This is a genomic window from Acinetobacter sp. Ag2 (genome assembly GCF_001005515.1).
GTDB lineage: Bacteria > Pseudomonadota > Gammaproteobacteria > Pseudomonadales > Moraxellaceae > Acinetobacter > Acinetobacter bereziniae.
The window spans coordinates 40,950-62,417 of sequence record NZ_LBNA01000036.1; the positions used below are offsets into that span (position 1 = coordinate 40,950).

General features: G+C 33.9%; 34 protein-coding genes. 17 read left to right on the forward strand and 17 right to left on the reverse strand.

Features of this window, described 5'->3' with window-relative positions; translation table 11 throughout:
• Window positions 1-346: 346 nt before the first annotated feature.
• From AAV97_RS05035 to AAV97_RS05065, 6 genes are all read right to left on the reverse strand, one after another.
• Complete coding sequence (locus AAV97_RS05035; protein WP_046759995.1) at window positions 347-577, reverse strand: hypothetical protein; 231 nt, start codon at window positions 575-577, stop codon at window positions 347-349.
• Between the two features lie 50 nt (window positions 578-627).
• Entirely contained in the window at window positions 628-981 is a 354-nt protein-coding gene (locus AAV97_RS05040; RefSeq protein ID WP_155769245.1) for a hypothetical protein, read from the reverse strand.
• A gap of 325 nt (window positions 982-1,306) precedes the next feature.
• A complete protein-coding gene (locus tag AAV97_RS21355; protein ID WP_046759998.1) occupies window positions 1,307-1,504 on the reverse strand; it encodes a hypothetical protein in 198 nt (65 codons plus the stop codon).
• Between the two features lie 170 nt (window positions 1,505-1,674).
• A complete protein-coding gene (locus AAV97_RS05055) occupies window positions 1,675-1,926 on the reverse strand; it encodes a hypothetical protein (RefSeq protein ID WP_046759999.1) in 252 nt (83 codons plus the stop codon).
• A gap of 434 nt (window positions 1,927-2,360) precedes the next feature.
• Window positions 2,361-2,570, reverse strand: coding sequence for a cold-shock protein (locus AAV97_RS05060; RefSeq protein ID WP_009586283.1), 210 nt, complete (start codon window positions 2,568-2,570; stop codon window positions 2,361-2,363).
• A 30-nt stretch (window positions 2,571-2,600) separates the two neighbouring features.
• Window positions 2,601-2,813, reverse strand: a complete 213-nt coding sequence (locus AAV97_RS05065; protein WP_046760000.1) for a hypothetical protein — start codon at window positions 2,811-2,813, stop codon at window positions 2,601-2,603.
• A 383-nt stretch (window positions 2,814-3,196) separates the two neighbouring features.
• Between AAV97_RS05065 and xseA the strand changes: the two genes are divergently transcribed.
• Both xseA and xseB read left to right on the forward strand, forming a co-directional pair.
• On the forward strand, window positions 3,197-4,459 hold the full coding sequence (xseA, locus tag AAV97_RS05070) for an exodeoxyribonuclease VII large subunit (RefSeq protein WP_046760001.1): 1,263 nt from the start codon (window positions 3,197-3,199) through the stop codon (window positions 4,457-4,459).
• Window positions 4,452-4,646: an exodeoxyribonuclease VII small subunit gene (xseB, locus tag AAV97_RS05075; protein WP_009586282.1), complete on the forward strand. Its 195-nt coding sequence runs from the start codon at window positions 4,452-4,454 to the stop codon at window positions 4,644-4,646. The genes xseA and xseB overlap by 8 nt, the downstream gene beginning before the upstream one ends.
• 201 nt (window positions 4,647-4,847) lie before the next feature.
• On the opposite strand, the gene AAV97_RS05080 is transcribed toward xseB, so the two are convergent.
• The gene (locus AAV97_RS05080; RefSeq protein ID WP_046760002.1) at window positions 4,848-5,429 is read right to left on the reverse strand and encodes a hypothetical protein; all 582 of its coding nucleotides are present in this window, start codon (window positions 5,427-5,429) and stop codon (window positions 4,848-4,850) included.
• A 104-nt stretch (window positions 5,430-5,533) separates the two neighbouring features.
• Here AAV97_RS05080 and AAV97_RS05085 point away from each other — a divergent pair, with 104 nt between their 5' ends.
• Window positions 5,534-6,244, forward strand: a complete 711-nt coding sequence (locus AAV97_RS05085) for a hypothetical protein (protein ID WP_046760003.1) — start codon at window positions 5,534-5,536, stop codon at window positions 6,242-6,244.
• Window positions 6,245-6,256: 12 nt separating this feature from the next.
• On the forward strand, window positions 6,257-7,363 hold the full coding sequence (locus AAV97_RS05090; protein WP_046760004.1) for an ImmA/IrrE family metallo-endopeptidase: 1,107 nt from the start codon (window positions 6,257-6,259) through the stop codon (window positions 7,361-7,363).
• Between the two features lie 70 nt (window positions 7,364-7,433).
• On the opposite strand, the gene AAV97_RS05095 is transcribed toward AAV97_RS05090, so the two are convergent.
• The 7 genes from AAV97_RS05095 to AAV97_RS21360 all read right to left on the reverse strand — a co-directional run bounded on the left by AAV97_RS05095 (window position 7,434) and on the right by AAV97_RS21360 (window position 10,627).
• Complete coding sequence (locus tag AAV97_RS05095; RefSeq protein ID WP_046760005.1) at window positions 7,434-7,931, reverse strand: hypothetical protein; 498 nt, start codon at window positions 7,929-7,931, stop codon at window positions 7,434-7,436.
• A gap of 2 nt (window positions 7,932-7,933) precedes the next feature.
• Window positions 7,934-8,347: a DUF559 domain-containing protein gene (locus AAV97_RS05100; RefSeq protein WP_046760006.1), complete on the reverse strand. Its 414-nt coding sequence runs from the start codon at window positions 8,345-8,347 to the stop codon at window positions 7,934-7,936.
• Window positions 8,348-9,268, reverse strand: coding sequence for a helix-turn-helix domain-containing protein (locus AAV97_RS05105; RefSeq protein ID WP_046760007.1), 921 nt, complete (start codon window positions 9,266-9,268; stop codon window positions 8,348-8,350).
• Window positions 9,265-9,561 (reverse strand): hypothetical protein, encoded by a 297-nt coding sequence (locus tag AAV97_RS05110; RefSeq protein WP_046760008.1) that lies wholly within the window; start codon window positions 9,559-9,561, stop codon window positions 9,265-9,267. Before AAV97_RS05110 ends, AAV97_RS05105 begins: the two co-directional genes overlap by 4 nt.
• Complete coding sequence (locus AAV97_RS05115) at window positions 9,558-9,803, reverse strand: hypothetical protein (RefSeq protein ID WP_046760009.1); 246 nt, start codon at window positions 9,801-9,803, stop codon at window positions 9,558-9,560. The genes AAV97_RS05110 and AAV97_RS05115 overlap by 4 nt, the downstream gene beginning before the upstream one ends.
• A 67-nt stretch (window positions 9,804-9,870) precedes the next feature.
• Window positions 9,871-10,368: a phage regulatory CII family protein gene (locus AAV97_RS05120; protein WP_046760010.1), complete on the reverse strand. Its 498-nt coding sequence runs from the start codon at window positions 10,366-10,368 to the stop codon at window positions 9,871-9,873.
• Between the two features lie 70 nt (window positions 10,369-10,438).
• On the reverse strand, window positions 10,439-10,627 hold the full coding sequence (locus AAV97_RS21360) for a hypothetical protein (RefSeq protein WP_046760011.1): 189 nt from the start codon (window positions 10,625-10,627) through the stop codon (window positions 10,439-10,441).
• A 103-nt stretch (window positions 10,628-10,730) separates the two neighbouring features.
• On the opposite strand from AAV97_RS21360, the gene AAV97_RS05130 reads away from it, so the two are divergent.
• From AAV97_RS05130 to AAV97_RS05170, 9 genes are all read left to right on the forward strand, one after another.
• On the forward strand, window positions 10,731-11,399 hold the full coding sequence (locus tag AAV97_RS05130; protein ID WP_046760012.1) for a LexA family protein: 669 nt from the start codon (window positions 10,731-10,733) through the stop codon (window positions 11,397-11,399).
• A 44-nt stretch (window positions 11,400-11,443) separates the two neighbouring features.
• On the forward strand, window positions 11,444-11,668 hold the full coding sequence (locus tag AAV97_RS05135) for a hypothetical protein (RefSeq protein WP_046760013.1): 225 nt from the start codon (window positions 11,444-11,446) through the stop codon (window positions 11,666-11,668).
• Window positions 11,669-11,989: 321 nt separating this feature from the next.
• Complete coding sequence (locus AAV97_RS05140; protein WP_046760014.1) at window positions 11,990-12,457, forward strand: hypothetical protein; 468 nt, start codon at window positions 11,990-11,992, stop codon at window positions 12,455-12,457.
• Window positions 12,457-12,759, forward strand: a complete 303-nt coding sequence (locus tag AAV97_RS05145; RefSeq protein ID WP_005029076.1) for a hypothetical protein — start codon at window positions 12,457-12,459, stop codon at window positions 12,757-12,759. Before AAV97_RS05140 ends, AAV97_RS05145 begins: the two co-directional genes overlap by 1 nt.
• Before the next feature lie 2 nt (window positions 12,760-12,761).
• On the forward strand, window positions 12,762-13,544 hold the full coding sequence (locus tag AAV97_RS05150; RefSeq protein WP_046760015.1) for a hypothetical protein: 783 nt from the start codon (window positions 12,762-12,764) through the stop codon (window positions 13,542-13,544).
• A 12-nt stretch (window positions 13,545-13,556) separates the two neighbouring features.
• Entirely contained in the window at window positions 13,557-14,876 is a 1,320-nt protein-coding gene (locus AAV97_RS05155; RefSeq protein WP_046760016.1) for a hypothetical protein, read from the forward strand.
• Window positions 14,876-15,115 (forward strand): hypothetical protein, encoded by a 240-nt coding sequence (locus tag AAV97_RS05160; protein ID WP_046760017.1) that lies wholly within the window; start codon window positions 14,876-14,878, stop codon window positions 15,113-15,115. The genes AAV97_RS05155 and AAV97_RS05160 overlap by 1 nt, the downstream gene beginning before the upstream one ends.
• Before the next feature lie 3 nt (window positions 15,116-15,118).
• On the forward strand, window positions 15,119-15,721 hold the full coding sequence (locus tag AAV97_RS05165) for an HNH endonuclease signature motif containing protein (protein ID WP_005029084.1): 603 nt from the start codon (window positions 15,119-15,121) through the stop codon (window positions 15,719-15,721).
• 78 nt (window positions 15,722-15,799) lie between these two features.
• Window positions 15,800-16,087 carry an HTH domain-containing protein gene (locus AAV97_RS05170; RefSeq protein WP_046760018.1) on the forward strand — a complete coding sequence of 96 codons (288 nt, stop codon included), beginning with the start codon at window positions 15,800-15,802 and terminating at the stop codon, window positions 16,085-16,087.
• Here AAV97_RS05170 and AAV97_RS05175 read toward each other — a convergent pair.
• The gene (locus AAV97_RS05175; protein WP_046760019.1) at window positions 16,084-17,103 is read right to left on the reverse strand and encodes a site-specific integrase; all 1,020 of its coding nucleotides are present in this window, start codon (window positions 17,101-17,103) and stop codon (window positions 16,084-16,086) included. The genes AAV97_RS05170 and AAV97_RS05175 overlap by 4 nt on opposite strands.
• Window positions 17,104-17,381: 278 nt before the next feature.
• On the opposite strand from AAV97_RS05175, the gene tusD reads away from it, so the two are divergent.
• The 4 genes from tusD to AAV97_RS05195 all read left to right on the forward strand — a co-directional run bounded on the left by tusD (window position 17,382) and on the right by AAV97_RS05195 (window position 18,838).
• Window positions 17,382-17,750, forward strand: coding sequence for a sulfurtransferase complex subunit TusD (gene tusD, locus AAV97_RS05180; protein WP_004830867.1), 369 nt, complete (start codon window positions 17,382-17,384; stop codon window positions 17,748-17,750).
• 43 nt (window positions 17,751-17,793) lie between these two features.
• Complete coding sequence (locus tag AAV97_RS05185) at window positions 17,794-18,144, forward strand: hypothetical protein (RefSeq protein ID WP_004830868.1); 351 nt, start codon at window positions 17,794-17,796, stop codon at window positions 18,142-18,144.
• Between the two features lie 20 nt (window positions 18,145-18,164).
• Window positions 18,165-18,449 carry a DsrH/TusB family sulfur metabolism protein gene (locus tag AAV97_RS05190; protein WP_004830869.1) on the forward strand — a complete coding sequence of 95 codons (285 nt, stop codon included), beginning with the start codon at window positions 18,165-18,167 and terminating at the stop codon, window positions 18,447-18,449.
• Between the two features lie 77 nt (window positions 18,450-18,526).
• A complete protein-coding gene (locus AAV97_RS05195; protein ID WP_004830870.1) occupies window positions 18,527-18,838 on the forward strand; it encodes a TusE/DsrC/DsvC family sulfur relay protein in 312 nt (103 codons plus the stop codon).
• Between the two features lie 78 nt (window positions 18,839-18,916).
• On the opposite strand, the gene AAV97_RS05200 is transcribed toward AAV97_RS05195, so the two are convergent.
• Complete coding sequence (locus tag AAV97_RS05200; RefSeq protein WP_046760020.1) at window positions 18,917-20,254, reverse strand: hypothetical protein; 1,338 nt, start codon at window positions 20,252-20,254, stop codon at window positions 18,917-18,919.
• Window positions 20,255-20,694: 440 nt separating this feature from the next.
• Window positions 20,695-21,174 carry a winged helix-turn-helix transcriptional regulator gene (locus AAV97_RS05205; RefSeq protein ID WP_004830878.1) on the reverse strand — a complete coding sequence of 160 codons (480 nt, stop codon included), beginning with the start codon at window positions 21,172-21,174 and terminating at the stop codon, window positions 20,695-20,697.
• Window positions 21,175-21,468 lie beyond the last annotated feature (294 nt).

Below are 21,468 nucleotides of genomic sequence, written 5' to 3' on the forward strand. Positions count from 1 at the left end.
TTTTGCTATTAATCATTATTAAAACAGTTACCACAGAAGCCCTATGCTGTGGTCCATAGCTACTCCCTACTATGATTGCCACCTAATAGGCACGGTACTAATCAATTTTCGGTTTCGATATATATTTATGATGTGGGGCATCACTCCCAATTCTGATTATCACTTTCCTGCATATCCTATTCATGCTCGATGAACTGCATGGGTTGTACTCTCTATCGTAGAGTCTAAACGTTGCTAATCAAAGTTGATAATCCTCAGACTTTTACTTCTTCATGTTAATTCCCTCTATGAGTCTCTTGTGCACGTCACAAGCACCTTTATAAAATTTAAACGTAAAAAAAGACGCCTAAGCGCCCTTTGTATCTTTAACTTTCTGCCTTGCTAAACCTTCTGCTGACTTCAAAGCATCCTCAAACTTTACAGTGCTGGAAAACCAAAACCTTAAATATTGATCTTCTAAAACAATTGATTGCCTAAAGTAATAAGGTCCTTTGTCACTGTTTGGGTCAACTTTGAACTTATAGCCGTCATTCTGAACGATTTGCCCTTGAAGCTCACCACCGATACAAATATTCATGTGTATTCCTATTTATCGGTGGGAGTGTAGCACCCTAATAGCGAATCTAGTTAGTCCCTTAGTAATCCATTTTTTTCTAAACCATCTATAATTTGCTGAGTTTGGTTGTTAAATTCTGGGTAACTCAACATAAGTTTTGCTAAATTTTCTCTTTTGATTTCTGATGGGTTATCATGAAAATATTTTAATTCTTTCTTATACATTTCTTCTCTTTCATGCAAAGCCTTTTCTTTTTTATTTTTTATAGCTTGTTCGGCAATATTCATACCATTTTGAAATCCATTCATTGATGACTCATATGCATCAGGACTAATGATATTGTAGTTTGTTGGTTGAATAGAATAAGCTATGCTTATGTTTATAAAAAATAAAGGAATAATGTATAAAAAGTTAAAGGTTTTCATAAAAATAATTCATCTTAGTTCTTGCACTTACTATATGGTCCAATCTCTCCAGTTTCAATGTTTTCTGAGAACTGAATCTTTTGACCTAATTCATTAAAATCTTCTTTGCATACCCAATTTTCACTTTTTGAGCAACCACTCAGAAAGATTATTAAAATAAATAGTATTTTATTCATATTATAAAACTCAAAAAACCCCGCAATGTGAGGTTTATCTAGTGGATTACCATAACTTCGTCCACTATAGCAGAAATATGCCATATGCCTTGCGCAAGGTCAATACTTCAAGATAATTCAATAAAGATTAATTTCGCGTCTATTGATTTCTAAATACTCTTTCTCATCTGTCTCGCTCTACGAACTAGACCTAATATCTCTTTACGATCTATTATTTCATTATCGCTATAAGGTAAGTTTCTCATCAGTTCATTGATTGGTAGATTACTATTCTCGATGAGATAACAGTCTTGCTCAGTAGTCCAGTTTGATTTTGGAAATTCATGTTTTTTACGTTGTCTTTTCATATATGTATTTTAATCAAATTTTGAAAATTTAAAAAGTTCATTTTTTATTTGCTTTATTTTCAAAAAACAATCAAATAATTAAAGATGAATCATTGAAATTAAATAAAAAAATACCTGTTGATTGGAGAAAACAGGCATATAAAATTATTAAGGTTTTGTAGCAAACTAATTTAGTTCCAAAAAACTGAAATTACAAAGTTGTTCTCTACTGTGTTTACTTTAACTTTATATCCAGCATCTTTGAATTCTTCACTCAACTTTTCAACTTCTTTAAAATTTATCAACTTCGAAATACGTTCACTTGCATATAACTCACCTTCATCAGCTCGAACTTTAATTTGATTTTTAAAATATTTTTTAAATTGTTCAATTGAACTTAGGTCAATTAAATTTGAACTATTTGCTATATCAGCTGATAACATTGAAAAACCCTCAATAAAATTAGTAATACAGTTTAAAATTTCAATCACAGTCAGTGATGTATTTCTTAAACTGTATATAACAATTATCTATATTTTAATTACTTTGAGGCAATGACGACATACGGTCAGATGACCATCTGTACAGTAGTGCGTGTCAAATACCTGATGTGAACCTAAGAAGCATTTAAAATATTGAACCATATTATTTACTCCTTCTAAAGCATATGTTTTTCTAAGCTAATAATTAAAATTGAGATTAGAAATAATTAAAAGTTATACAACTCGAGACATAACGACTATGCACAAAGAACATGCATATATTAAAATGCAATATGTCATCTATTTTAATAACACTATTATTCTTATTTATCTGTTGGTATTTTATTTAAAAAAAAAGCCTATTCAATACAAATAGGCTCTTGGAAACTTTCAAATTAGACCAAGGTTATACCACTTGCTTGTGGTCCTTTTTTTCCCTCAGTAATCGTAAATTGTACACGTTGACCTTCTAATAAAACTCGAAAGCCGTCAGCTTGGATTTCACTAAAATGAGCGAATACATCTGAACCATTATCTACAGCAATAAAACCAAAACCTTTAGTTTCATTAAACCATTTAACAGTACCAGTTGATAAATTTGACATATTTTTCTCGTATAATTAAGTAAAAGTTTTTTAGTTCAGCATTTTGTATTCTTGATCAGTTAACACTGCAACAAATGCACCCTCAACAACAACCCACCGATTTTCAGGAATCCTTAACTTCTTTCTTTCATTGAGTATCAGAAATAATTGATTTGGATTTTCTAAATCTAATGAAAAATCTAGCCCTAATGTTATTGCAGCTTTCAAAAAATCATTAGTATTTCTAATAAAGAACGATTTCATTAAAGGTCCTTAAAAAAATACCCACATAGAGGTGGTTCAGTGGGTATATAAATCATGAAACAAAGCAAATGAAAGATATACTAAGTCCAATACGTTGAAAATATTACATATTATTTTTATGTGATCAATGATAGCAATATGTTCAATAATTTTATTTTTCCTTTAAAATCAATAACCTTACCCATAATTAGATACAAAGTGTAATATTAATATACATACACACAACAATTTTTTGTGATGAAAAACAATAAATTTTCAATAATTTAGATTGAATATACTTTATTAAATATGATCTTTTGTTGTCTTGTATTTCATACAATTTGATTGCCTTACTAAGCACTGTTCTATACTATTTTTATGAATTATGAGTTTCTCTGTCTTTTATGTCTGATTTACAACTTTCTTTGAGTGAATACTTATCTACAGTTCAAGAGGTTATACGTGTAGCTTTTGAAGAATCTGTTTGGGTTAAAGCTGAAATTAGAAACCTAAGTATCAAAGGTGGTCATTACTATTTAGAATTAGCTGAAAAAGAAGAAGATACAGATAAAATTATTGCAAGTTGTAAGGCAACAATTTGGAAATTCAGTGCTGCAAAAATGGTTCTGAAATTCGAACGTGAAAGCGGTATAGAATTATCTCGAGATTTAAATGTTTTAATCAAAGTTAAGGCTGTGTTTAGCCCTCAATATGGGTTTTCAGTTAATATTGAAGCGATTGATTCTAGTTATACACTAGGTGATATTGCACGGCGGTATCAACAAATTTTAGAAAGGCTGACAGCCGAAGGTCTAGTTAATAAAAACAAATCACTCCCTACCCCTTTTGATATTCAAAATGTCCTGGTAATCGCTCCTGAAAATGCTGCCGGTTTAGGTGATTTCAAGAAAGATGCTGATGCACTTCAAAAAGCCGGTGTTTGCAATTTTGTATACCACTCTGCCACATTTCAAGGAAACACCGCAGCATTAAGTATTGCTGAATCACTGTCGAATGCTTTACGGCAATGGGCTAAAGAATTTAGTTCTGCCCCGGATCTAATTGTAATTATTCGAGGTGGTGGTGCAGTTAATGATCTTGCATATCTGAATGACTATGATTTAGCGGCCCTACTCTGTAAACGTTCAGTCCCTATCTGGGTCGGTATTGGCCATGAAAAAGATCGGACCATTTTAGATGAAGTAGCTCATCGTTCCTTCGATACTCCAAGCAAAGTCATTGGAGGAATTCGAAATTTAATCGTGGATCAAGTACAAGACGTAATAGATTCCCTAAATAAGATTAAACTTTTATCACAACATCAGATATCAGCTTACCAAAGCCAAAATGATCAATACATGAAAGTAATTAAAACACTCTCTCATGGTCAGATTAATGAGACAAAAAAGAGCTTAGATTTGATAAAAGGCACAATTCAATATTTAGCCCAACAACAACTTAAATTAGCTTCCACGCAAATTGATGGTTTGCTTCGAGAAACCCTACTGCAGAATCCAAAAAATGTTATGGCTAAAGGCTATGGTATTGTCAGAAGCAATGGACAAGCAATTCGATCTATTCAACAAATTTCAAACGATAGCATCCAAGTTGAATTACAAGACGGTTCTATTGATGCAAAAGTAATAAAGGTGCATAGTAATGACTAAAAAAGAATTAACCTTCAAAGAAGGCTATGAAGTTCTCAAGAAAAATGCAGAACTATTAGAATCTCAAGAAGAACCTGATATCGATAATTTAATGAAAATTGTTGAAGAGTCTATGTCAGCTTACAAAGCCTGTAAATCACGAGTAGATGCGGTTCAACAGGCTTTAAATGAAACATTTAAAGAGTAAATTATAAAATTCATATGAGTAATCATCTTGAAATTTTCTCATATGAATTTCATTCTTATAATCTATTTATCCACTTTAATCTTTGCTAGTCAATTTACTCATTTTTCCATTATTCGTGAAAAACCAGGAGTACAAATTGAAACATATGGAATGAGTTAAAGCGGTATGCTTCTAATTGGCAATTTGAATTTGAAAAATAATCTAGGATATACTCTTTTTTAATGTCTCACTCAATGACTTATCAAAGAAGAATACTAATAGAGTTATAGCTACATACAACGCGTAAAAAGCCAATAACATCCAAAAAATATGACCTAAAAATAAACCAATCGAACAAACATAAATTATACCTAACAGTAAAACAGAAGTAATAAAAAACATTAATGAGCAAGCACCGGATGCAATTGAATTTAAAGCATTTACAAAATAAATGACAACACTATTTCTAGAAAGTTTTTTATATTTTAAGCGATGTACCATTATGAAATACAATAGATAGACTGATCCAAGGAATACAATAGTTAATAAGTTGCTTGGTATATATGCTCCTATAAAATCAAGAACATTATTTACATATATATATGCAGAATTCTCTTTTCCATATGTCTCTTCAAGAAATTTGATATCTTTACTAGAAAGCGAACTTATTTTTTTATCACTATTAAGAAAATTTTTAATTTTATCCCCAAAAAATGCCACACATAGTAAAAATAATGCTAATAAAAATGAATAAGTCAAAAACCATATGCCTGCTTCTTCTAATTTAAGTCTGGTAAATTTCATTGTAAGGTGTCTAATAAAAAAAGATGAAAAATCATCATACAATGTCTTTTTTTAAACATCAAATGATGTTATAAAAAAGCTATTACCTACTTAGGATATATCTTATGAACTTAAATCTTCTCGATGAAGAATCAATCCAACCCTCAGAACCTACGCCCTGCGATTTTTTCAAAGGTGACAATGCTATAAAAAAAGCAAAACAATTAGGATTGCCAGATCTTGAACTGGTCAAAGATGCGATCATGATCGGAGACGCGGAATTTAAGACTAATACTTATTATAATCGTGCACGATTTATCGCACGATGGGGAAAGATTGGAGAACAGATAGCTTTAATGCTTAGGCAATCTGATCCTGCTTGGGTATTTCATAATGACAGCCAACCGAGAATTGAAAATACAGCAAAAAAAATACAAATTATCTTTATGAGCGGTAATATAGCTTTGGGCATAGCTGATCAAATAGTATCTGCACACTGTGAAAAAGGATTGATGACCTTAAATAATATTAAGGAGAATCAATTTGCTTATGATGATGAGTCAAAATTACGCACATGGATTTTATATTTCCCTTCTTCATCACATCCAGCTTATCAAAATGTTGATATCCCAACTATTCCCTTTGAATTTGCATACCCAACTAGTTTTGTAAAAAACTTAAAAGCTGAAAAAATCTCCATTTTACCAAGTAATCATACTTGCAGAATTGTATTTGAAATAGATAATACTCTTCCAGTAAAAAATGATCCTAAGCCATTATTGGAACCATCTGATGAAATTAAACCAGATGATTTTGATATTAAGCTTGTAGTCTAATCTGAGGTTAATGTGTTTAATAAAGATCGTTTACGTATTGCTAAAGAATTACGTGGCTTAAGCAATGCTGATTTCGCAGACAAACTGAGTTGCTCTATCTCTAAGGTAAAGCAACTTTTGGACGTAGACAAAGAAATCAATGAGAATGATCAAAATGAAATATGTCGTGTACTAAACTTACCTATGTCTTTTTTCATTGGTAATGAGTCCCAACCTCATGAAACAGACCAGATCTTCTATCGATCTGTTGCTCGTATTAAAGCCCAGCATAGAAAAGCTAATGAGGCATATACTCTTTTAGCAATTAACATTAATAAATACTTGAATAAAAAAGTAAAGCTACCTGCATTTCATCGTCCAGATTTAGATATTACTGAGTTTTTGGGCGAATCCAAGTACGCTGAACATATAGCTTCAGAACTACGGGGGTTATGGGCTCTAGGTAACCAACCTATTAATAATATTGTTTCATTGTGTGAGTTAAAAGGAATTCGTGTATTTAGACTTCCTAATGAAATCAGAGAAATTGATGCTTTGTCTTTTTTTGATGAAGAAAGCGGTAACCCTTTTATATTTTTAAATACGTTTAAATCTGCAGAAAGAGCTCGGTTCGATTGTGCACATGAACTTGGTCATATCGTAATGCATACACATAACAAGAAAATTCGAGTTGAGAAAGATAATCGTGTTCTTGAAACCGAGGCTGATCAATTCTCTTCTGAGTTTTTAATGCCTACTGATTCATTTTTTGCTACTGCACCACGCTATCTTTCACTAGAAAATATGGTTGAGTATAAAAAGGTTTGGCGAACATCTTTAAAAGCAATTAACTACAAAGCACACAAACTGGGGTTAATTAGTGATTGGGTTAATCGAAGCAATTCAATCAAGATCAATTCATTAGGTTATAACCTAAATGAACCAGAAGAAACTCACCGTGATGAAAGTCTAATGTTACCTAAAATTATTTCTGTATTAGCATCGCAACCTTCTTTTGATAAAAATCAAATGCTTGATGAAATTGGAATTTCTGAAGATGATTTCAATCAATTAACATTTGATTCCTTAGCTAAAGTTGAACCATTAAAGAAAAAGCACAAACTCTATATTGTCGAGTAAGTTAATGGCGTATTGGTTATTAAAATCCGCACGTCACTACTAAATCTAACTATTTTTGATTTATCAACCATTAATAGCTTATAAACCCATATCTACTATGCAAAGCAGCCAAACCACATTTCACGTCGGAACGTACATCATTTTGAGTACGTTCTGATGTCACCATCTCTGACCAGGAACAACCATAAAAGTATCGACTAATCACTGCATCCATCCAATCATCCAATATTTCAGATTGTCCTTGTAGATCTAAAATTAAACGTTGTACAGCTCTCGCCTCGTTATCATTTATTTCACATGTTAGACGAGTCTTTCTTGGCTTTGCTTGTCCAATATCTTCCATAAGATAACCAGTAATAATTTTTAATCTTTGTTCAGGGCTCAATTTTTTATATTTCTTCTCTTTTACAGCATTATCCATAGCTATAGCGATTGGATTTACACTTTTTCCTATAGGTCCTGTATTGGTATATAACCAGGCACCAAATTGATATAACCAGCCTTCTAAGTCAAAACGCGACCAATCAACTGTTTGTAAAATATGTTGTGTTGCGACTGCCGTGCCCATCTTTATAAATCCCCTACCATCATCTCTATCTGTTGAACCGCTAAACCTGATTTGACTTGCTCTGTACTAAACCGTAATACCTGATATCCCATAACCACTGCAGCGTTGTACTTCTCCATATCACCGATATATCCCTTTCCTCGAGTGTGACGTCCGTTACTCCAAACACCGCCTTCAACCTCAACCAATATCTTCTTGCCTACAATGAGAAAATCTGCACGCCACTTACGTTTGGGATGGAATTTATATTCCTGTTCAAAGTTAATTTTTAAAACTCTTAACTGGTTGGCCAATATTGATTCACCGATACTTTCACCTCGATGAGTTTTAACTCGAGTACTGCTTTTGTGCTTTGATTTCTTCCTGGTTTTCGTACCATAAAGCTTTTGATATTCAGCAATTGAGATGCTTTCCACTTAAGCCACACCTCTGCTCTTTGATTTAAATCCAACCATTTTCAGCTGTGATTTCCAGTTTTGGAGTTCATTGGGATCCGATAGTTTTGCAGCAATCCTGCTTGCCAGTTTTTCAAAAGATTCACCTGGCATACTGAATTGATTTATGACGTCTGGAAGTTGAGCCAATTTGTTGGCAAAAACATAAATCTGCTGAGGTGACGAGAAAAATACAGAATCAGATTCGCCAGTGGATTTTCCATTTTGCGCTTTGTCGTATTTGTGACGGTTTCTCAAAAGTGTGTCAGCGAAGTGGTAAATCAAAAGATCATCACAAAGATCCTTGTCGGCATTGAAAAGTTCGAATGCTCGTTTTTCACGTTCAAACCAACTTGCTTCGATAATCGACTTTGGCACTACCGTGGGATCGGCTTGATCTAATTCCCAACAAAGTTTTTTCAAACAAAGCCAGTCTTTTTTATTTTTAGATTCTAATGAGAGATTCCTTGGGAGATTCTGTGTCCCAAAATTGGTACTGGTCTCGGTACCAAAATCGGTACTGGTTCCAGTTCCATTATTGGTACTAGTACCGATTTTGGAACCAGTACCTAAATTAACACCAGTGTCGTTTTTGGTACTAGTCCCCTTTTTGGTATAGGTATCTGAACTATCTTCACGTCCAAATACACCAATTAATTGATAGACTTTTACGCCATTCCCTTTAATTTCACCTGTGAATTTAATCAAACTTTTGAGTTCAAGTTCGTCTAAAACTTTGATAATCGTTTTGCGATTTAACGTTGTATCTTTCTCTAATCGTTTTAAACTTGGGAAGCACTTATGATCATCCCCAGCTCGATCTGCAAGAGCTAAAAGCACAAGCCTTTCACTTGCACATGAGACTGTAGCTTTCCAAGCCCATACGGTCGCATCTAAGCTCATAATTCACCGACCTTTGGCTTTACATATCCACCAAATGAAATGACCTGTTCAGCTTTGATCAAACTCGTAATAACCTGGTGTGCTAACCAAATCGTAATCTTGAATCGATAAGCCATCTTTTGAGCCAATTCTTCCTTGGTTACAGCTGCATTTTCTTCGTTGTAACCACGCATTCTTAAATTGTCTTTTTTGATGTCGTGAATGTGGTTTAGCAAAAGTAGAGTTGGTTCATAAAAAGATTGGATTTCCTGAGTCTGTTTATGTTCAGGTTTAGTTTGAAAATGACTATTCATGAAACCTCCGCAATCGATTGCTCAATTTCATCTAAACGGCGTTTATGAAAAAGCTCAGGCAAAGTGGCAGATCGTATCTCATTTTCTTTAGCCAATTGCCCATTTTCCAATAGATATAGATCGTTCGGTTGATAAGCTTTTATAGTCTGTAAACTATTAATTTTGATGTGATTCATAAATACAACCACATCACCTTTCATGAATTTGCTTATATAATTTTCATGTGATAGATTCGATGTCATTCGATACTCCTTGAAACCAATGAGTTATTGAAACCGTGATGAACTACGGGAAGCCTGACCTCGAACATCAGGCTTTTTCAATTTCAAAACCTGCTGTAAATTTTTTCATTTGCTTAAGTGCCGCTTGGTCTACAGCTGTCGCCAATTCAATTAAATTCTGTGTGAGTTGGTGTATCTCTTCATATTCTTGAGGTGTTACAACACCATCTTCATAGGCGTCATAAACAACTTTGTTAGCCTTACCAGACTTAATATTGTGTTGCATCATTGCTTCAAAGATAGAAAGCTCATGATGTTTACTTCGATCGCACTCAACAGGCAGCAATGCATAACCAAGCTCATGTGCCCAAATTTTTAATAAAGCTGGGTTTTGCGTGTAATACAGAATTGCTTCTAATTTTTTAATGCTTGGTAAGTGATTCGGCATATTGATATTTGCATAATTGCAAACTGTGTTATGTGAATCCCCTATTACTTGGGCAATGTCTTTAGGAGTAAAACCAGGTGTTTTACTTATCATTTGCCATATTGCGTTTTGAGCTTCTCGGCTTAAATTGATTTCCATATGTGAATCCTTTTAATCATTCACGTTTAATTTTTATAAATAAAAATAGACACTTTGTTCATGTTGTTTCCTAAGCGACTAAGGCTTGTTGGTCAGCTTTAAGCTTCCCATTTGTTTTAATTTGAAAAACAGCTTGTGTAGTGAGAGGAATTCCAAATTTCTCCCACTTCCAAAGTGTGACAGTTGAATATCCAATTTTTTGGGATAGTTCTTTTCGATTTTTACAATCGTGGTAATTCATTAAATCGTTAATTTTCACGGATACACCAAGTTAACTATGGTTAATAAACCAAATTTAACACTTGTTAACCATGGTTTCAATAGTTCGTATTAACATTAGTTAATATTTTGGGGATTTTTTTATGTCTTTACATGCTCGTATTAAACAAAAGCTTGAAGAAAAAAATTTAAGAGCTGCTGATCTGGCAAGAGCTACAAAGAAGTCTCCTGTTTCTGCTAAAAAGTGGCTTGATGGTGTAAGTGTTCCCACTGCTGAAAATTTAAAAGTTATTGCAAAGTTTTTAGGCGTGACTGATGACTGGTTGTTATTTGGACGAGATAATAAACAAGTTAATTCTATTGAACATGAAAGCAATGTCTCATTTATTAGCACGCCTTTGAGAGAAATACCGTTATTGGATTATGTCCAAGCAGGGCTCTTTCATGATGTGGGTTATGACGGAATAAATCCCATTGGCTCTTCATGGACCACATATATTGGCGCAAAACCTGAATGTGTATTTTCCTTGAAAGTTGAAGGCTTGAGTATGTCACCTACTTTTATGCCAGGTGATGAATTGGTTGTTGATGGGTCATTAGAAGCTAAGCCTGGCTCACTTGTTATTGCTCAAGAAATTCAACATGGTGTAGCAAAAACAACTTTTAAAAAGTATAGAGTAATTGGGGTTAATGAATTTGGTGTTGATATTATTGAATTAGTGCCTTTAAACCCAGATTTTCCAACACTAAATTCATTGCAAATAAATATTTCAATTATTGGTGTTGTTGTTCGACATAACAGAGAAGTATAAAACTGCGAACCCGACGCAGTCCTTTGAATCGGGTGGAGAAAATAATGGTAGATAAAACAGAAATTAGTAAGCCTATTGAAATAAAAGACAATTCTGTAGAGAGGGTTGCTTTTGACCTTATGCAAAAAATTGTAGATGCTGAGATATCTCATGGAAAAGGTGATTATCTTAAACCGACTCCGCGAGAATATTTCTTAAAACTTTACAACCAATCTCACAAGGTTGTCAGTCGTACTGGTATTGATATTGATCTCCTTCTAAAAGATTAATCCTGATTACTGAACAAACTTTCTTCTAACTTCTTAATATTATGAATTACCATATCAACATCAGTAATTCCTGAATTTATATATTCGATTACCAACTTAAGTTTTTCATTGTGATCAAGCATGATTAAACTCCATCTAACCCGACCCTATGTCGGGTTTTTTTTGTCTATTAAATCATAAACTATAATTAATAAAAAGATTAACCACAATTAACTTCTTTCTTGACTATTAAATTAACCATAGTTAACATAGATCTCATCAAAAACAAAAAAGCGCACCGACCGTCAAATCAAATGCGCTTTTCCAAACAACAGGTGAATTATGAACACAAAACCAAATTCAATCAATCCCATTGTTACACATCGTGTACAGCCTATGGGATTTTTCAAAGTCGCTGCAATAAGTGGTTTAGTCACTGTTGGTGTTGTTGGTCTTGCTTATGACCAAAAAACGACTGAATACAAGCTACCAGTTGCCATTCCAAATGTTACACCCTCTACTTACACCGTTGATGCTTTAAAGCTCACTTCTGGAACTTCGGGCAAAGCGGTTATCAAACTTGATAGCTTTCTAGTTTTAGTCAGCTTTGATTTTGAATCTCATCCAGATAGTTACGGCGTACCAGGTTCTGAATTTACAGCCGTTGATATTACAAATTTGGCGGTTGAACAAATTACAGATGTGAACGGTAAAGATTGGAATGATTTCACCGATTACAACGATCACAGAAATATCAATCAGATGATAGTTGGTTATATCGAACGTAATCGATTAGTGGAGGCAAACTAATGACCTCTATTCCTCAAAAGAAAACTGAATTTATCAGCAATGAAAACGGCGAATTCCGCATGCGTATCTATTCATACGAATACATCCAAAAAGATGGCGAAATTTATCGAGTAAGTAAATCTGGCTATTTGTTTCTTATCGAATTTGCTGAGCACTTAGAAAAGCCTTGGATTCGACTCAGTTTTGAGCGTGAACGTAAATTCCAAAAGCGTAAAGCATTGGCTATTGGACTTCAAAATTCAAATATCCCCTCTTATGAACGTCGTGCGTTTAAAAAACGTATGGGCTGGGTTGGAGCATAATCATGACAAATTCGAATAATACAAATATGGACCTTTGGAATTCTTTATGCATAACAGATCCAAAGAAAGTTAAGCCGATTACAGGTAAATCTTATAAAGGCTCATCACCTCAACCCTATTGGTTAGTTCAACGTGCTACAGAAACTTTTGGTCCTTGTGGTCAAGGTTGGGGAATTGAAATAGTTCAACAAGGATTTCAGCAATGTAATGCCGAAACAATGATGCATTATGCGACAGTCCGTGTTTGGTATATGCAAGACGGTAAAAAGTGTTCAGTGGAACACATGGGCGGAACAATGGCTATGTATAAAACCAGTACAGGTAAAATGATTTACGACGAGGATGCCCCTAAAAAATCAGTCACAGATGCAATGGTTAAGGCACTTAGTTTTATTGGTTTTGCTGGCGATATTTTCTCAGGCATTTGGGATGACTGGAAATATCAGGAAATGGCTGCAGCTCATTACAATGAACAAAAACAACAGCCCTCTCAAAATCAAAATAATCAACAAAACTCTAGGCAGGCTCAACAACCTAATAGCAATCAAAACAACCAAACTAATGGTCAGCAACAAAAACCATTGGCTCAGCGTTTTAACGATGCACTTTTAGCTATAAAAGATGCGAAGAAGCCTCAGACGTTAGACAAAGCAATTAACACATTCAAAGGTACTCAATATGAGATTGGTATTTCGAATGCCTGTCGTGCACGAGCTGATCAAATGGGATGGAATACAACACCACCGATTAACCAAGTTCAACAACAAAATCAAATGCAGCACTGAGGAAAATAAAAAATGAATATTTTGAATGGAAATGAAGCATTTGCGGCTTTAATGGCTGGTAAAAATATTATGTGTCGCGCTGCAGGTGGGTTGATTGAATTTGATGATCTCGATCAATTCCCTGCAACCGTGTTCGCAATGCCTGATTATGAATTCTGCGTAAAGATTGATGAAATCACTATCAATGGATATACGTTTTTAAAACCTTATTCATTGGAAGAACTTTCAGCAGGTCAAGACATTTTTTTACTTGGTAATACTGGGACCATTGTCAAAGGTCAATTTATTCCTGAATATGAAGAACTGGTATTAGCAGTAAAAAATGGTTCAGTTCAACGCAACTTTGAAAGTGCTCAAAATCAAGCGAAAGCTATGCAAAGCTTACTTGGTGTAAATAATGATTTGGTCTTAAAAGTTGTAGATTTTCATGAGTTCATGAAACCTGCAGCAAAATCCAAAAAAACTACACGTAAAAAATCCAATGATCCTCAGACTGAAAATTCAACGTCTGAGGTAAATGCTCATAAAAATGATCAGGAAAACATTACTGAACCAGCGCCTAAAACACGCCCTGCTTTTACAGTAGATGAATTTGCTGAAATTGAAATAGATCCAACTTCAATAATTGAAAAATTTGCTGCGCAGATTGCAAGCTGTAAGACTACAGAAGCTGTACTTTCATTACGCCCGGTGTTTTTTGCTAACGGAAATTTACAGCGTGAGCACACTCAACATTTATGTAAATTAACTGAAGATAAGTTACTCGAGTTAGATCCTGAACAATATTCGCCAAAAGTAATCAATGCTGATCATCAAATTTATATCGATGGTATTAATGCTTGTATTTCTGAGGAAGAAATTAACACCACCCTTTATGATTTGAATGATCAAGGTTTTAGCGAAGAACAAATTTCAGAAATTAATCTAACAAAAGTCTGCAAACTTGCTGAATTTCAGACAAAATTTCTTGAAAATATTCATGATAATCAATACAACCAGTTACTTACAGAACTACTGGAACGTGCTCAAAAATCAAATTCACCGGCTGAAGCGAATGCTTTGTATAAATATACAACTCAATGGAATGAGGAACAGCGTAAACCATTAGTTTTAGCAATTCATAAAAGATTAGCTGAACTGAGCCCACCTGAAAAATCTCAATCATCTTTGATGGTTCGTATTCAAGAAGCAAAGACATTGATTGATCTTGCAAAGCTTGAAGAGGAAATAACTCAGTGCGACCCGGCTATTCATGAACGTTTATTAAGTTATGTAAATCAGAGACGTACTGATTTAACAATGGCGACTGACACTCCTTGGGAGACAAAATAATGAATACACCATTAGATTTAAATTCTGTTTTATTTGCACAGCTTGAACGATTAAGCGCAACAGATCTCAAAGGTGAAGAGCTTCAAGCAGAACTTCAAAAGGCAGACGCTATTGAAAAAATAAGTGAACAGGTTATTAAAAATAACAACATGCGTTTAAGTGCTGCAAAATTAGTTGCTGAATACAGAGGCTTAAAAAATGCCGATTCAGTTGAAATTCCGCAAAATTTAATTGGGTGATTTATGCCAAAGGGATCAGCAATAAAATATAGCCCAGAGCAATTAGATTTTATTAAATCAAACTGCTCATTGGGACGAAAAGAATTAACGGAAATAGTAAACACTAAATTTAATGAACAATTTAGTGTTGATCAGATTAAGTCATTATGCACTCGTAATAAATGGAATACTGGTCGAACAGGTTGTTTTCAGAAAGGATCTGTTCCATGGAATACTGGCACCAAAGGGCTTACTTCAGCGAATAAGACTAGCTTCAAGAAAGGACGTCCTACATGGAATGCTAAACCTCTAGGTTATGAGCGGATATGCTCAAAAGATGGATATGTTTTAGTAAAAATAGGCGAACCAGGTAAATTTGGATTAAAGCATAGAATTGTTTGGGAAAAAGTTAATGGACCAATTCCGGAAGGACAAGTAATTGCATTTAAAAACCAGGATAAAACAGATTGTCGAATAGAGAATTTGATTCTAATGAGCAAAGCTGAAATGGTTCGGTATAGCCAAAGTTTTCACAAACTTGCCACACCTCAAAACAATGAATCTTGTTTGTTAATGGCAAAGATTAAAAATGTTAAACATCAATTATATAAAAAGGTGAATGCATGAAAGTTCTTCTAAAAATTCACCCTCTAATAGGTACGACATATTTAATTTGGGATGAGCTGAATAAATGGAGGAAGATTGATGGGTGTTCTTAAATATATTATCACTGTCGAAAGCGATAGTCCTCCACAAGTAATGCTCGGTCAAAATATTGGTGGTGGAATTGTTAAAGAATTGAAAGAAGTGGAAGTTGAATTAGTTTCTGCAGCACAGCTCGCCGAAAAATATAGTCTATCCACCACGACAATTAGAGACCGTCTCGCATCAATAGATCAAGGTACACCTGGCAAGGCATTATACAACCCTCGCTTAGCCCATGATTTACTTAGCACTAAAAATAAAAAAAGAGGCAGACCGAGAGCTAATTAGCTCTCACTGTCATTAAACATCTCAACTAAATCCTGCGCATCCGGATTGTAATAAGTGTTAATTAATATCCCAATTGTCTTATGTCCCGTAATTTTTGCTAAAACCTCAACCGGTAATTTACGAAACTTAACCATCCTTGTGATGGCTTCATGTCGAGTATCATGAAAATTGATTTCAGGAAGTTTTGCTTTTTTCTTAACCCTCATCCACATTGCACAAAATATATTCTTATCAATTGGCAATAATTTGTCATTTTCTGCAGGAAGCAATGAGAGTAAGCGTTTGGCTTCTTTTGAAAGTGGTACGTTACGAGACTCACCGTTTTTAGTCATTGGTAAATGAATAAAACCATCACGTAAGTCTGCTCTACGCATAGATAATATCTCACCCTGCCTCATTGCTGTTTCCAGAGCAAACAAAAAAGCCCACGCGACATATTGTCTAGAACTGACAGGTGTTGTTGTACCGTCCCACTGCAACACTTTCAATAGAGTTTCTTGTTGTTCTGGAGAAATTCTTTGATCTCGTGATTTTTCTTTATTTGGCATTGTTACTGAGTGCCAAACGTTAGACTCAATCAAAAACAACTCTTTCATTGCATAGGTAAACACTGCAGAATAAATTGCATGTTCATTTCTTAATGTAGCTACTTTAACTTCTTTTTTTCTATTATTGCGCCATTCTGCAATATCTGCAGGCTTAAAATCATAAATTGACTTCTCAGCCAGGTTCGGGGCGATACGGTCTAAGTTTTTTATTTTAAAGTTGATGGTACGAGCCGATCGCATGTGTCGACCATGTTCTTCATAATATTTATTACATAATTGTCGAAATGGATAAGCAGGTTTAATACCTTGTTCAAGATTAGCTTTACCGGTCTTAAGTTCAAGTAGTTTAAGAGAAGCCCATTGTTCACATTCTTTTGAAGTATCTCTTGTCGCTGAATATCTCTTATTATCAAAAGTTACAGTAATACGCCAACTTGATCCACGTTGTATTGGTTTTGGAAGCTTCATTCTTGGTGCAGATTTGGTGTAGATTTAGATTTATTTTAGCTAATTTATGGAAAAAAGGAAGAAAATATAGGGAATTTCGTGCAGATTAAATAAGATCTATAGTGACTTTGGGATCCGAAAAAATTAAGTAAGAATTTGATTATTAATGTATTTTATTGATTTATTTTTTTTAAAATTGAGAATATCATAAAAATGTCACCTAAAATCATTGTATACTACCTATCATTATCAAGTTTGAATGTTGCAAACTGTCCATTCTCCAAGTGAATCGCCATCAAATGAGTACTTTATTACTAATCACTGCTGCTCCAAGTTCAATTCATGCATGGCATGCATTGGGGTTAGCTCAGGCTTTAAAAGCAAAAGATCAAGAATTTCGTGTGTTCTTTTATCAAGATGGTGTACAAGTTGCCAACAACTTGCAATGGATTCCTGATGATCAACGTAATTTATCTGTAGAGTGGCAAAAACTCGCAATTCGACTTCCTGTCTGTGTGAGTGCCGCTTTAGCGCGTGGAATAACAGATCAAGAAAATGCTAAACGCCATCAAATTCAAACACATAATCTTGCAAAAGGTTTTAATCTCGTTGGACTTGGAGAACTTGCAGATGCAGTCCAATCTACAGATCGTCTCATTCAATTCTAAGTTGATCTTCCCATTAGAGTGTTGCATTTAAAAGGTGATTTGTGTGAATACTGTACTCGTGGTTATAACCCAAGCAAACTTAACCAATCTACAAGTTTATGAAAGCTTGTCTGCCACTATGGTTTTAGCTACTTTTGGTTGTAAAGTCAAAGTGTTACTCAAGGGTGCTGGACTAAGTTTGTTAAAATCCGAACTGGCGTTTGATGGTTTAAAACAAGCATTTAAACTCGCGTCAAACATGGTGGATAGCTTTGAATTTTATGATTTAACACCAGTTTTAGTAGAGAATATGAATAAAAGCTCTGCTTTTGTTACTCAATCACAACAAGAGATTGAGTTCATCGATTTGAATAGTGAATTTATTCAATCTTTTGACCGTGTTTTATATTGGTAAGATGGGCAAGGTAGATTTAAATGTCAGATAAAACACTTTACTTAATTCAATCATGCTTTTCACATACAGATCAAGTTTTAACCCAACTGGATCAAATATACTCAGTAGATGATCATATTCTTTTAATGGGAGATGCAGTGCTATATGCATCTGATCGCCGTTTAGAAAAGAAAAAAAATCTGTATATCTTGGAAAATGATACAGAAATACTCGCCGAAAAAGTTCCTGAGCATTTTAAATTGATCAATTATGCGCAATTCGCAGAACTGATTTTAGACTTCACACGTTGTATCAGTTTAAAATAAATCGCTATTTTACCCTTTGTTATCTCCCAAGTAATTTAATTGCTTTTTCAATCGAGTTACATCATTTAGGTTGTTTTATGAGTTTAGAATTAGACCAAGACGGTCACTTAGTTGATTATACGGTTTGGAATGAACAGGTTGCTCAAGAGCTGGCACAGAGTTTAGAACTCGAGCTTACACCTTGGCATTTCGAAGTTTTATATGCAGTTCGTCAATTCTATACTCAATTTGGACACTCTCCTGCGACTCGCCCATTGATTAAATTTTTAATGAAAAGCGTAAGCCCTGAGATTGATAATGCAGTGTTGCAACAAAAATTTAATACTGGACTGGTTGCTCGACATTTGAGTCGTTTGGCAGGTATTCCTAAACCCGCAAATTGTTTATGACCTATTTATATAAATTGATTCGTTCACATATCTATTAACGTGAACGAATCCCTGTAGATTATGGCTTAGATAAATAGATTATTTCACTCTTTTTCTAAGTAAATCCCATTGGTATTTGAAAAAATAGCTCAACGAAAAAGTGGGATTGGGTATAGCCATTGGCTTACTATTTTTTTCTTTCTCATCAATTTTTCTATGATCATAATCTAAAAAATTACCTGTCAAACCCTGTAAAAACTGAAAAGACTTGCCTTGGGGATTAATTTTTTGGGAGTCAAACAAATGAATCAATCCAAAACGATGTCCCAACTCATGTACAACGACTTGATTAAATATATCTTCAGGGCATTTGAATAAGGTAACACTATCCCCACCAGTACCAACTGCATTTTTTTTAGCTACAGTTGTTACAAAAACATAGTTTTTAGCTGCCAAGCTTTTATCTTGGTATTTTTTATAAAATTTACTTAAATCATCTAAAAAATAGCTGGTATTATTTAGATTAAGTTTATTTAAAGAAATATTTACATCAACATCATTTTTACGATATTTTCTAAAATCGAATGCTGGAGCATTTATTATTTCTACATTAATTAAGGCTTGATTAAATGATCTATTTTGTAAAAAATCCTCATAATCATATGAACGTCTCGGTTTTTCTTCATTCGTAATCACATCTACAAAAATAACTTTTAAACTCGGAATCACAGCATTATGGTATAGCATGAGCTGACCGACAACTTCTTTACAACCATTTTTTTCTGCATAGACTAAAATCTCTTCATGGTTTTCCAATGCACTTTTACATGAGATATTAACTGCATTTGAAACTAAATATTTCTGATCATTTTCTTGATTTGATAATTTTTTGTTATTTCCAAAAGTACTAAGAAATCGATTAATATTCATTTCTGAAGGGTCAATCACAATATTTGGGTTTGATGCTTCAAACTTAAGAATAGTTCCATTATTTTTTAACTCAAATTCTTTATTATTATCAATTGGATTTAATTCACCATCATTCTTGTCTTCAATTAGATTTAGCTCTAAATCTAGTGCTACACTATAGTTCTCACCTTGACCCGAACGATGAACATTAAGCCACTCTGTTGAATAAATCGCCAACCATGCAGGTATGTATTCTTTGCCATAAGGCAAAATTTTTGTTTTTTGTCCATGTGTATAAGTGCTTTTGAGTGTATTTATATCGCCCGTCACTAAAGCAACTTTAATCCTTTCTTCGCTAGATGTTAAGGGTTGGTAATAGGTCATTTTTTTAAAAAATTCAGGTCTGTACCAATCAAAACCATAACGACCATCAAACACTCTATCCTCCGCACGTCTAAAATGAATTGTAAATTCTTGAAGGCAGGTTTGAGTTGTTTTTCCAACTGTTAGGCTTGATCCAATTGCCATATCATCGCTCCGTATTACATATTTCTAAGTTATTGAATTTTTAAATTTAAATAATTATCATTTGCCAAACACTTATGCCTTTCTATTAAAAAAAATGGTTATTGATTGTTAATGATCTCAATATGAGTTTTAGAAAAAAATTTATTGTTCAGCTTTAAAAGCAAATTTTTTATTTAAGTTTGAATTATATATTTTTTAGTAACACATGGTATAAATTTCACACACTTTAACAAAAATCAATTTATTAAAATAGTAATCAAGGTTAGATGTTTTCCCAACATTCATCTTAATATCGAAACGCATGTATAAATGCCTTTATTTAAATAGCGTGTAATACAATCAAACTTGTTCAAAGATATTCAATTTTTTGTTTCTGTTCTGAACTGTTTTTAACGTTTTGATCATTCATATTCAATTCATGCTTGATTGATACAATCAAATCATGCCTGTTTACTTTTCTCCAAATATTTAAAAAATGCAGGTGTAACGATTGGCTTTACTTGACGTGCAGTAATCGCTTGCTGACATTCCGAACAGACCAAAATCGCAGTAAATTGATGCCCACATGTTGTATGTTCAAGTGCCATTGGTGCACCTAAGCCTTCATCCATCCACTTATCTGCCCATGTCACCATCGTTAATAAAATTGGATAAAGCTCTAAGCCTTTCTCAGTTAAACGATATTCAAAACGCTCTTGTCGTTCAACATATGGAACTTTGGTAAGTATGCCATGCTCAACCAAACGCTTTAAACGTTCAGCAAGCACATGTCGGGTTACACCTAAATTTGCTTGAAAATCATCAAAACGACGCATTCCCATAAATGCATTACGAAGAATAAGCATCGTCCAACGATCACCCAAAACTGACAATGTGCGCGCAATTGAACATGGTTGATTGCCTATTTCTTCCCACTTCATACAAACGTCCAGATAAGCTATTAGCATCTAAAATTACTTTATGTATACTATGAAAGAAACCTGATAATAAAGATAGTATATTTAAAGAGAATTTTTTTCTTTGAGTTAATTTTAATGAGCAAAATTTTTATCCTCCCCCCATTATGTTATGAAGCATACAATCAATATAATTAAATGATCAATTGCCTATCGATGATGATGCAGCTCAATGATGAGTGAATAAGAACAATACATGTTATTCAACATTAAAATCGCAGGATACCTCAAAGAGTTAAATGCAATAAAAGCCCAATA

What these genes read in the sequence shown, in the direction of transcription:
- AAV97_RS05165 (WP_005029084.1), top strand. Translation starts at nt 15,119, where the DNA reads ATGCCAAAGGGATCAGCAATAAAATATAGCCCAGAGCAATTAGATTTT.
- AAV97_RS05155 (WP_046760016.1), top strand. Translation starts at nt 13,557, where the DNA reads ATGAATATTTTGAATGGAAATGAAGCATTTGCGGCTTTAATGGCTGGT.
- AAV97_RS05130 (WP_046760012.1), top strand. Translation starts at nt 10,731, where the DNA reads ATGTCTTTACATGCTCGTATTAAACAAAAGCTTGAAGAAAAAAATTTA.
- AAV97_RS05035 (WP_046759995.1), bottom strand. Translation starts at nt 577, where the DNA reads ATGAATATTTGTATCGGTGGTGAGCTTCAAGGGCAAATCGTTCAGAAT.
- AAV97_RS05080 (WP_046760002.1), bottom strand. Translation starts at nt 5,429, where the DNA reads ATGAAATTTACCAGACTTAAATTAGAAGAAGCAGGCATATGGTTTTTG.
- AAV97_RS05115 (WP_046760009.1), bottom strand. Translation starts at nt 9,803, where the DNA reads ATGACATCGAATCTATCACATGAAAATTATATAAGCAAATTCATGAAA.
- AAV97_RS05140 (WP_046760014.1), top strand. Translation starts at nt 11,990, where the DNA reads ATGAACACAAAACCAAATTCAATCAATCCCATTGTTACACATCGTGTA.
- AAV97_RS05145 (WP_005029076.1), top strand. Translation starts at nt 12,457, where the DNA reads ATGACCTCTATTCCTCAAAAGAAAACTGAATTTATCAGCAATGAAAAC.
- AAV97_RS05065 (WP_046760000.1), bottom strand. Translation starts at nt 2,813, where the DNA reads ATGAAATCGTTCTTTATTAGAAATACTAATGATTTTTTGAAAGCTGCA.
- AAV97_RS05120 (WP_046760010.1), bottom strand. Translation starts at nt 10,368, where the DNA reads ATGGAAATCAATTTAAGCCGAGAAGCTCAAAACGCAATATGGCAAATG.
- AAV97_RS05095 (WP_046760005.1), bottom strand. Translation starts at nt 7,931, where the DNA reads ATGGGCACGGCAGTCGCAACACAACATATTTTACAAACAGTTGATTGG.
- AAV97_RS05170 (WP_046760018.1), top strand. Translation starts at nt 15,800, where the DNA reads ATGGGTGTTCTTAAATATATTATCACTGTCGAAAGCGATAGTCCTCCA.
- AAV97_RS05195 (WP_004830870.1), top strand. Translation starts at nt 18,527, where the DNA reads ATGAGTTTAGAATTAGACCAAGACGGTCACTTAGTTGATTATACGGTT.
- xseB (WP_009586282.1), top strand. Translation starts at nt 4,452, where the DNA reads ATGACTAAAAAAGAATTAACCTTCAAAGAAGGCTATGAAGTTCTCAAG.
- AAV97_RS05040 (WP_155769245.1), bottom strand. Translation starts at nt 981, where the DNA reads ATGAAAACCTTTAACTTTTTATACATTATTCCTTTATTTTTTATAAAC.
- AAV97_RS05160 (WP_046760017.1), top strand. Translation starts at nt 14,876, where the DNA reads ATGAATACACCATTAGATTTAAATTCTGTTTTATTTGCACAGCTTGAA.
- xseA (WP_046760001.1), top strand. Translation starts at nt 3,197, where the DNA reads ATGTCTGATTTACAACTTTCTTTGAGTGAATACTTATCTACAGTTCAA.
- AAV97_RS05135 (WP_046760013.1), top strand. Translation starts at nt 11,444, where the DNA reads ATGGTAGATAAAACAGAAATTAGTAAGCCTATTGAAATAAAAGACAAT.
- AAV97_RS05175 (WP_046760019.1), bottom strand. Translation starts at nt 17,103, where the DNA reads ATGAAGCTTCCAAAACCAATACAACGTGGATCAAGTTGGCGTATTACT.
- AAV97_RS05085 (WP_046760003.1), top strand. Translation starts at nt 5,534, where the DNA reads ATGAACTTAAATCTTCTCGATGAAGAATCAATCCAACCCTCAGAACCT.
- AAV97_RS05190 (WP_004830869.1), top strand. Translation starts at nt 18,165, where the DNA reads ATGTCAGATAAAACACTTTACTTAATTCAATCATGCTTTTCACATACA.
- AAV97_RS05110 (WP_046760008.1), bottom strand. Translation starts at nt 9,561, where the DNA reads ATGAATAGTCATTTTCAAACTAAACCTGAACATAAACAGACTCAGGAA.
- AAV97_RS05205 (WP_004830878.1), bottom strand. Translation starts at nt 21,174, where the DNA reads ATGAAGTGGGAAGAAATAGGCAATCAACCATGTTCAATTGCGCGCACA.
- tusD (WP_004830867.1), top strand. Translation starts at nt 17,382, where the DNA reads ATGAGTACTTTATTACTAATCACTGCTGCTCCAAGTTCAATTCATGCA.
- AAV97_RS05055 (WP_046759999.1), bottom strand. Translation starts at nt 1,926, where the DNA reads ATGTTATCAGCTGATATAGCAAATAGTTCAAATTTAATTGACCTAAGT.
- AAV97_RS05060 (WP_009586283.1), bottom strand. Translation starts at nt 2,570, where the DNA reads ATGTCAAATTTATCAACTGGTACTGTTAAATGGTTTAATGAAACTAAA.
- AAV97_RS05150 (WP_046760015.1), top strand. Translation starts at nt 12,762, where the DNA reads ATGACAAATTCGAATAATACAAATATGGACCTTTGGAATTCTTTATGC.
- AAV97_RS05200 (WP_046760020.1), bottom strand. Translation starts at nt 20,254, where the DNA reads ATGGCAATTGGATCAAGCCTAACAGTTGGAAAAACAACTCAAACCTGC.
- AAV97_RS05105 (WP_046760007.1), bottom strand. Translation starts at nt 9,268, where the DNA reads ATGAGCTTAGATGCGACCGTATGGGCTTGGAAAGCTACAGTCTCATGT.
- AAV97_RS21355 (WP_046759998.1), bottom strand. Translation starts at nt 1,504, where the DNA reads ATGAAAAGACAACGTAAAAAACATGAATTTCCAAAATCAAACTGGACT.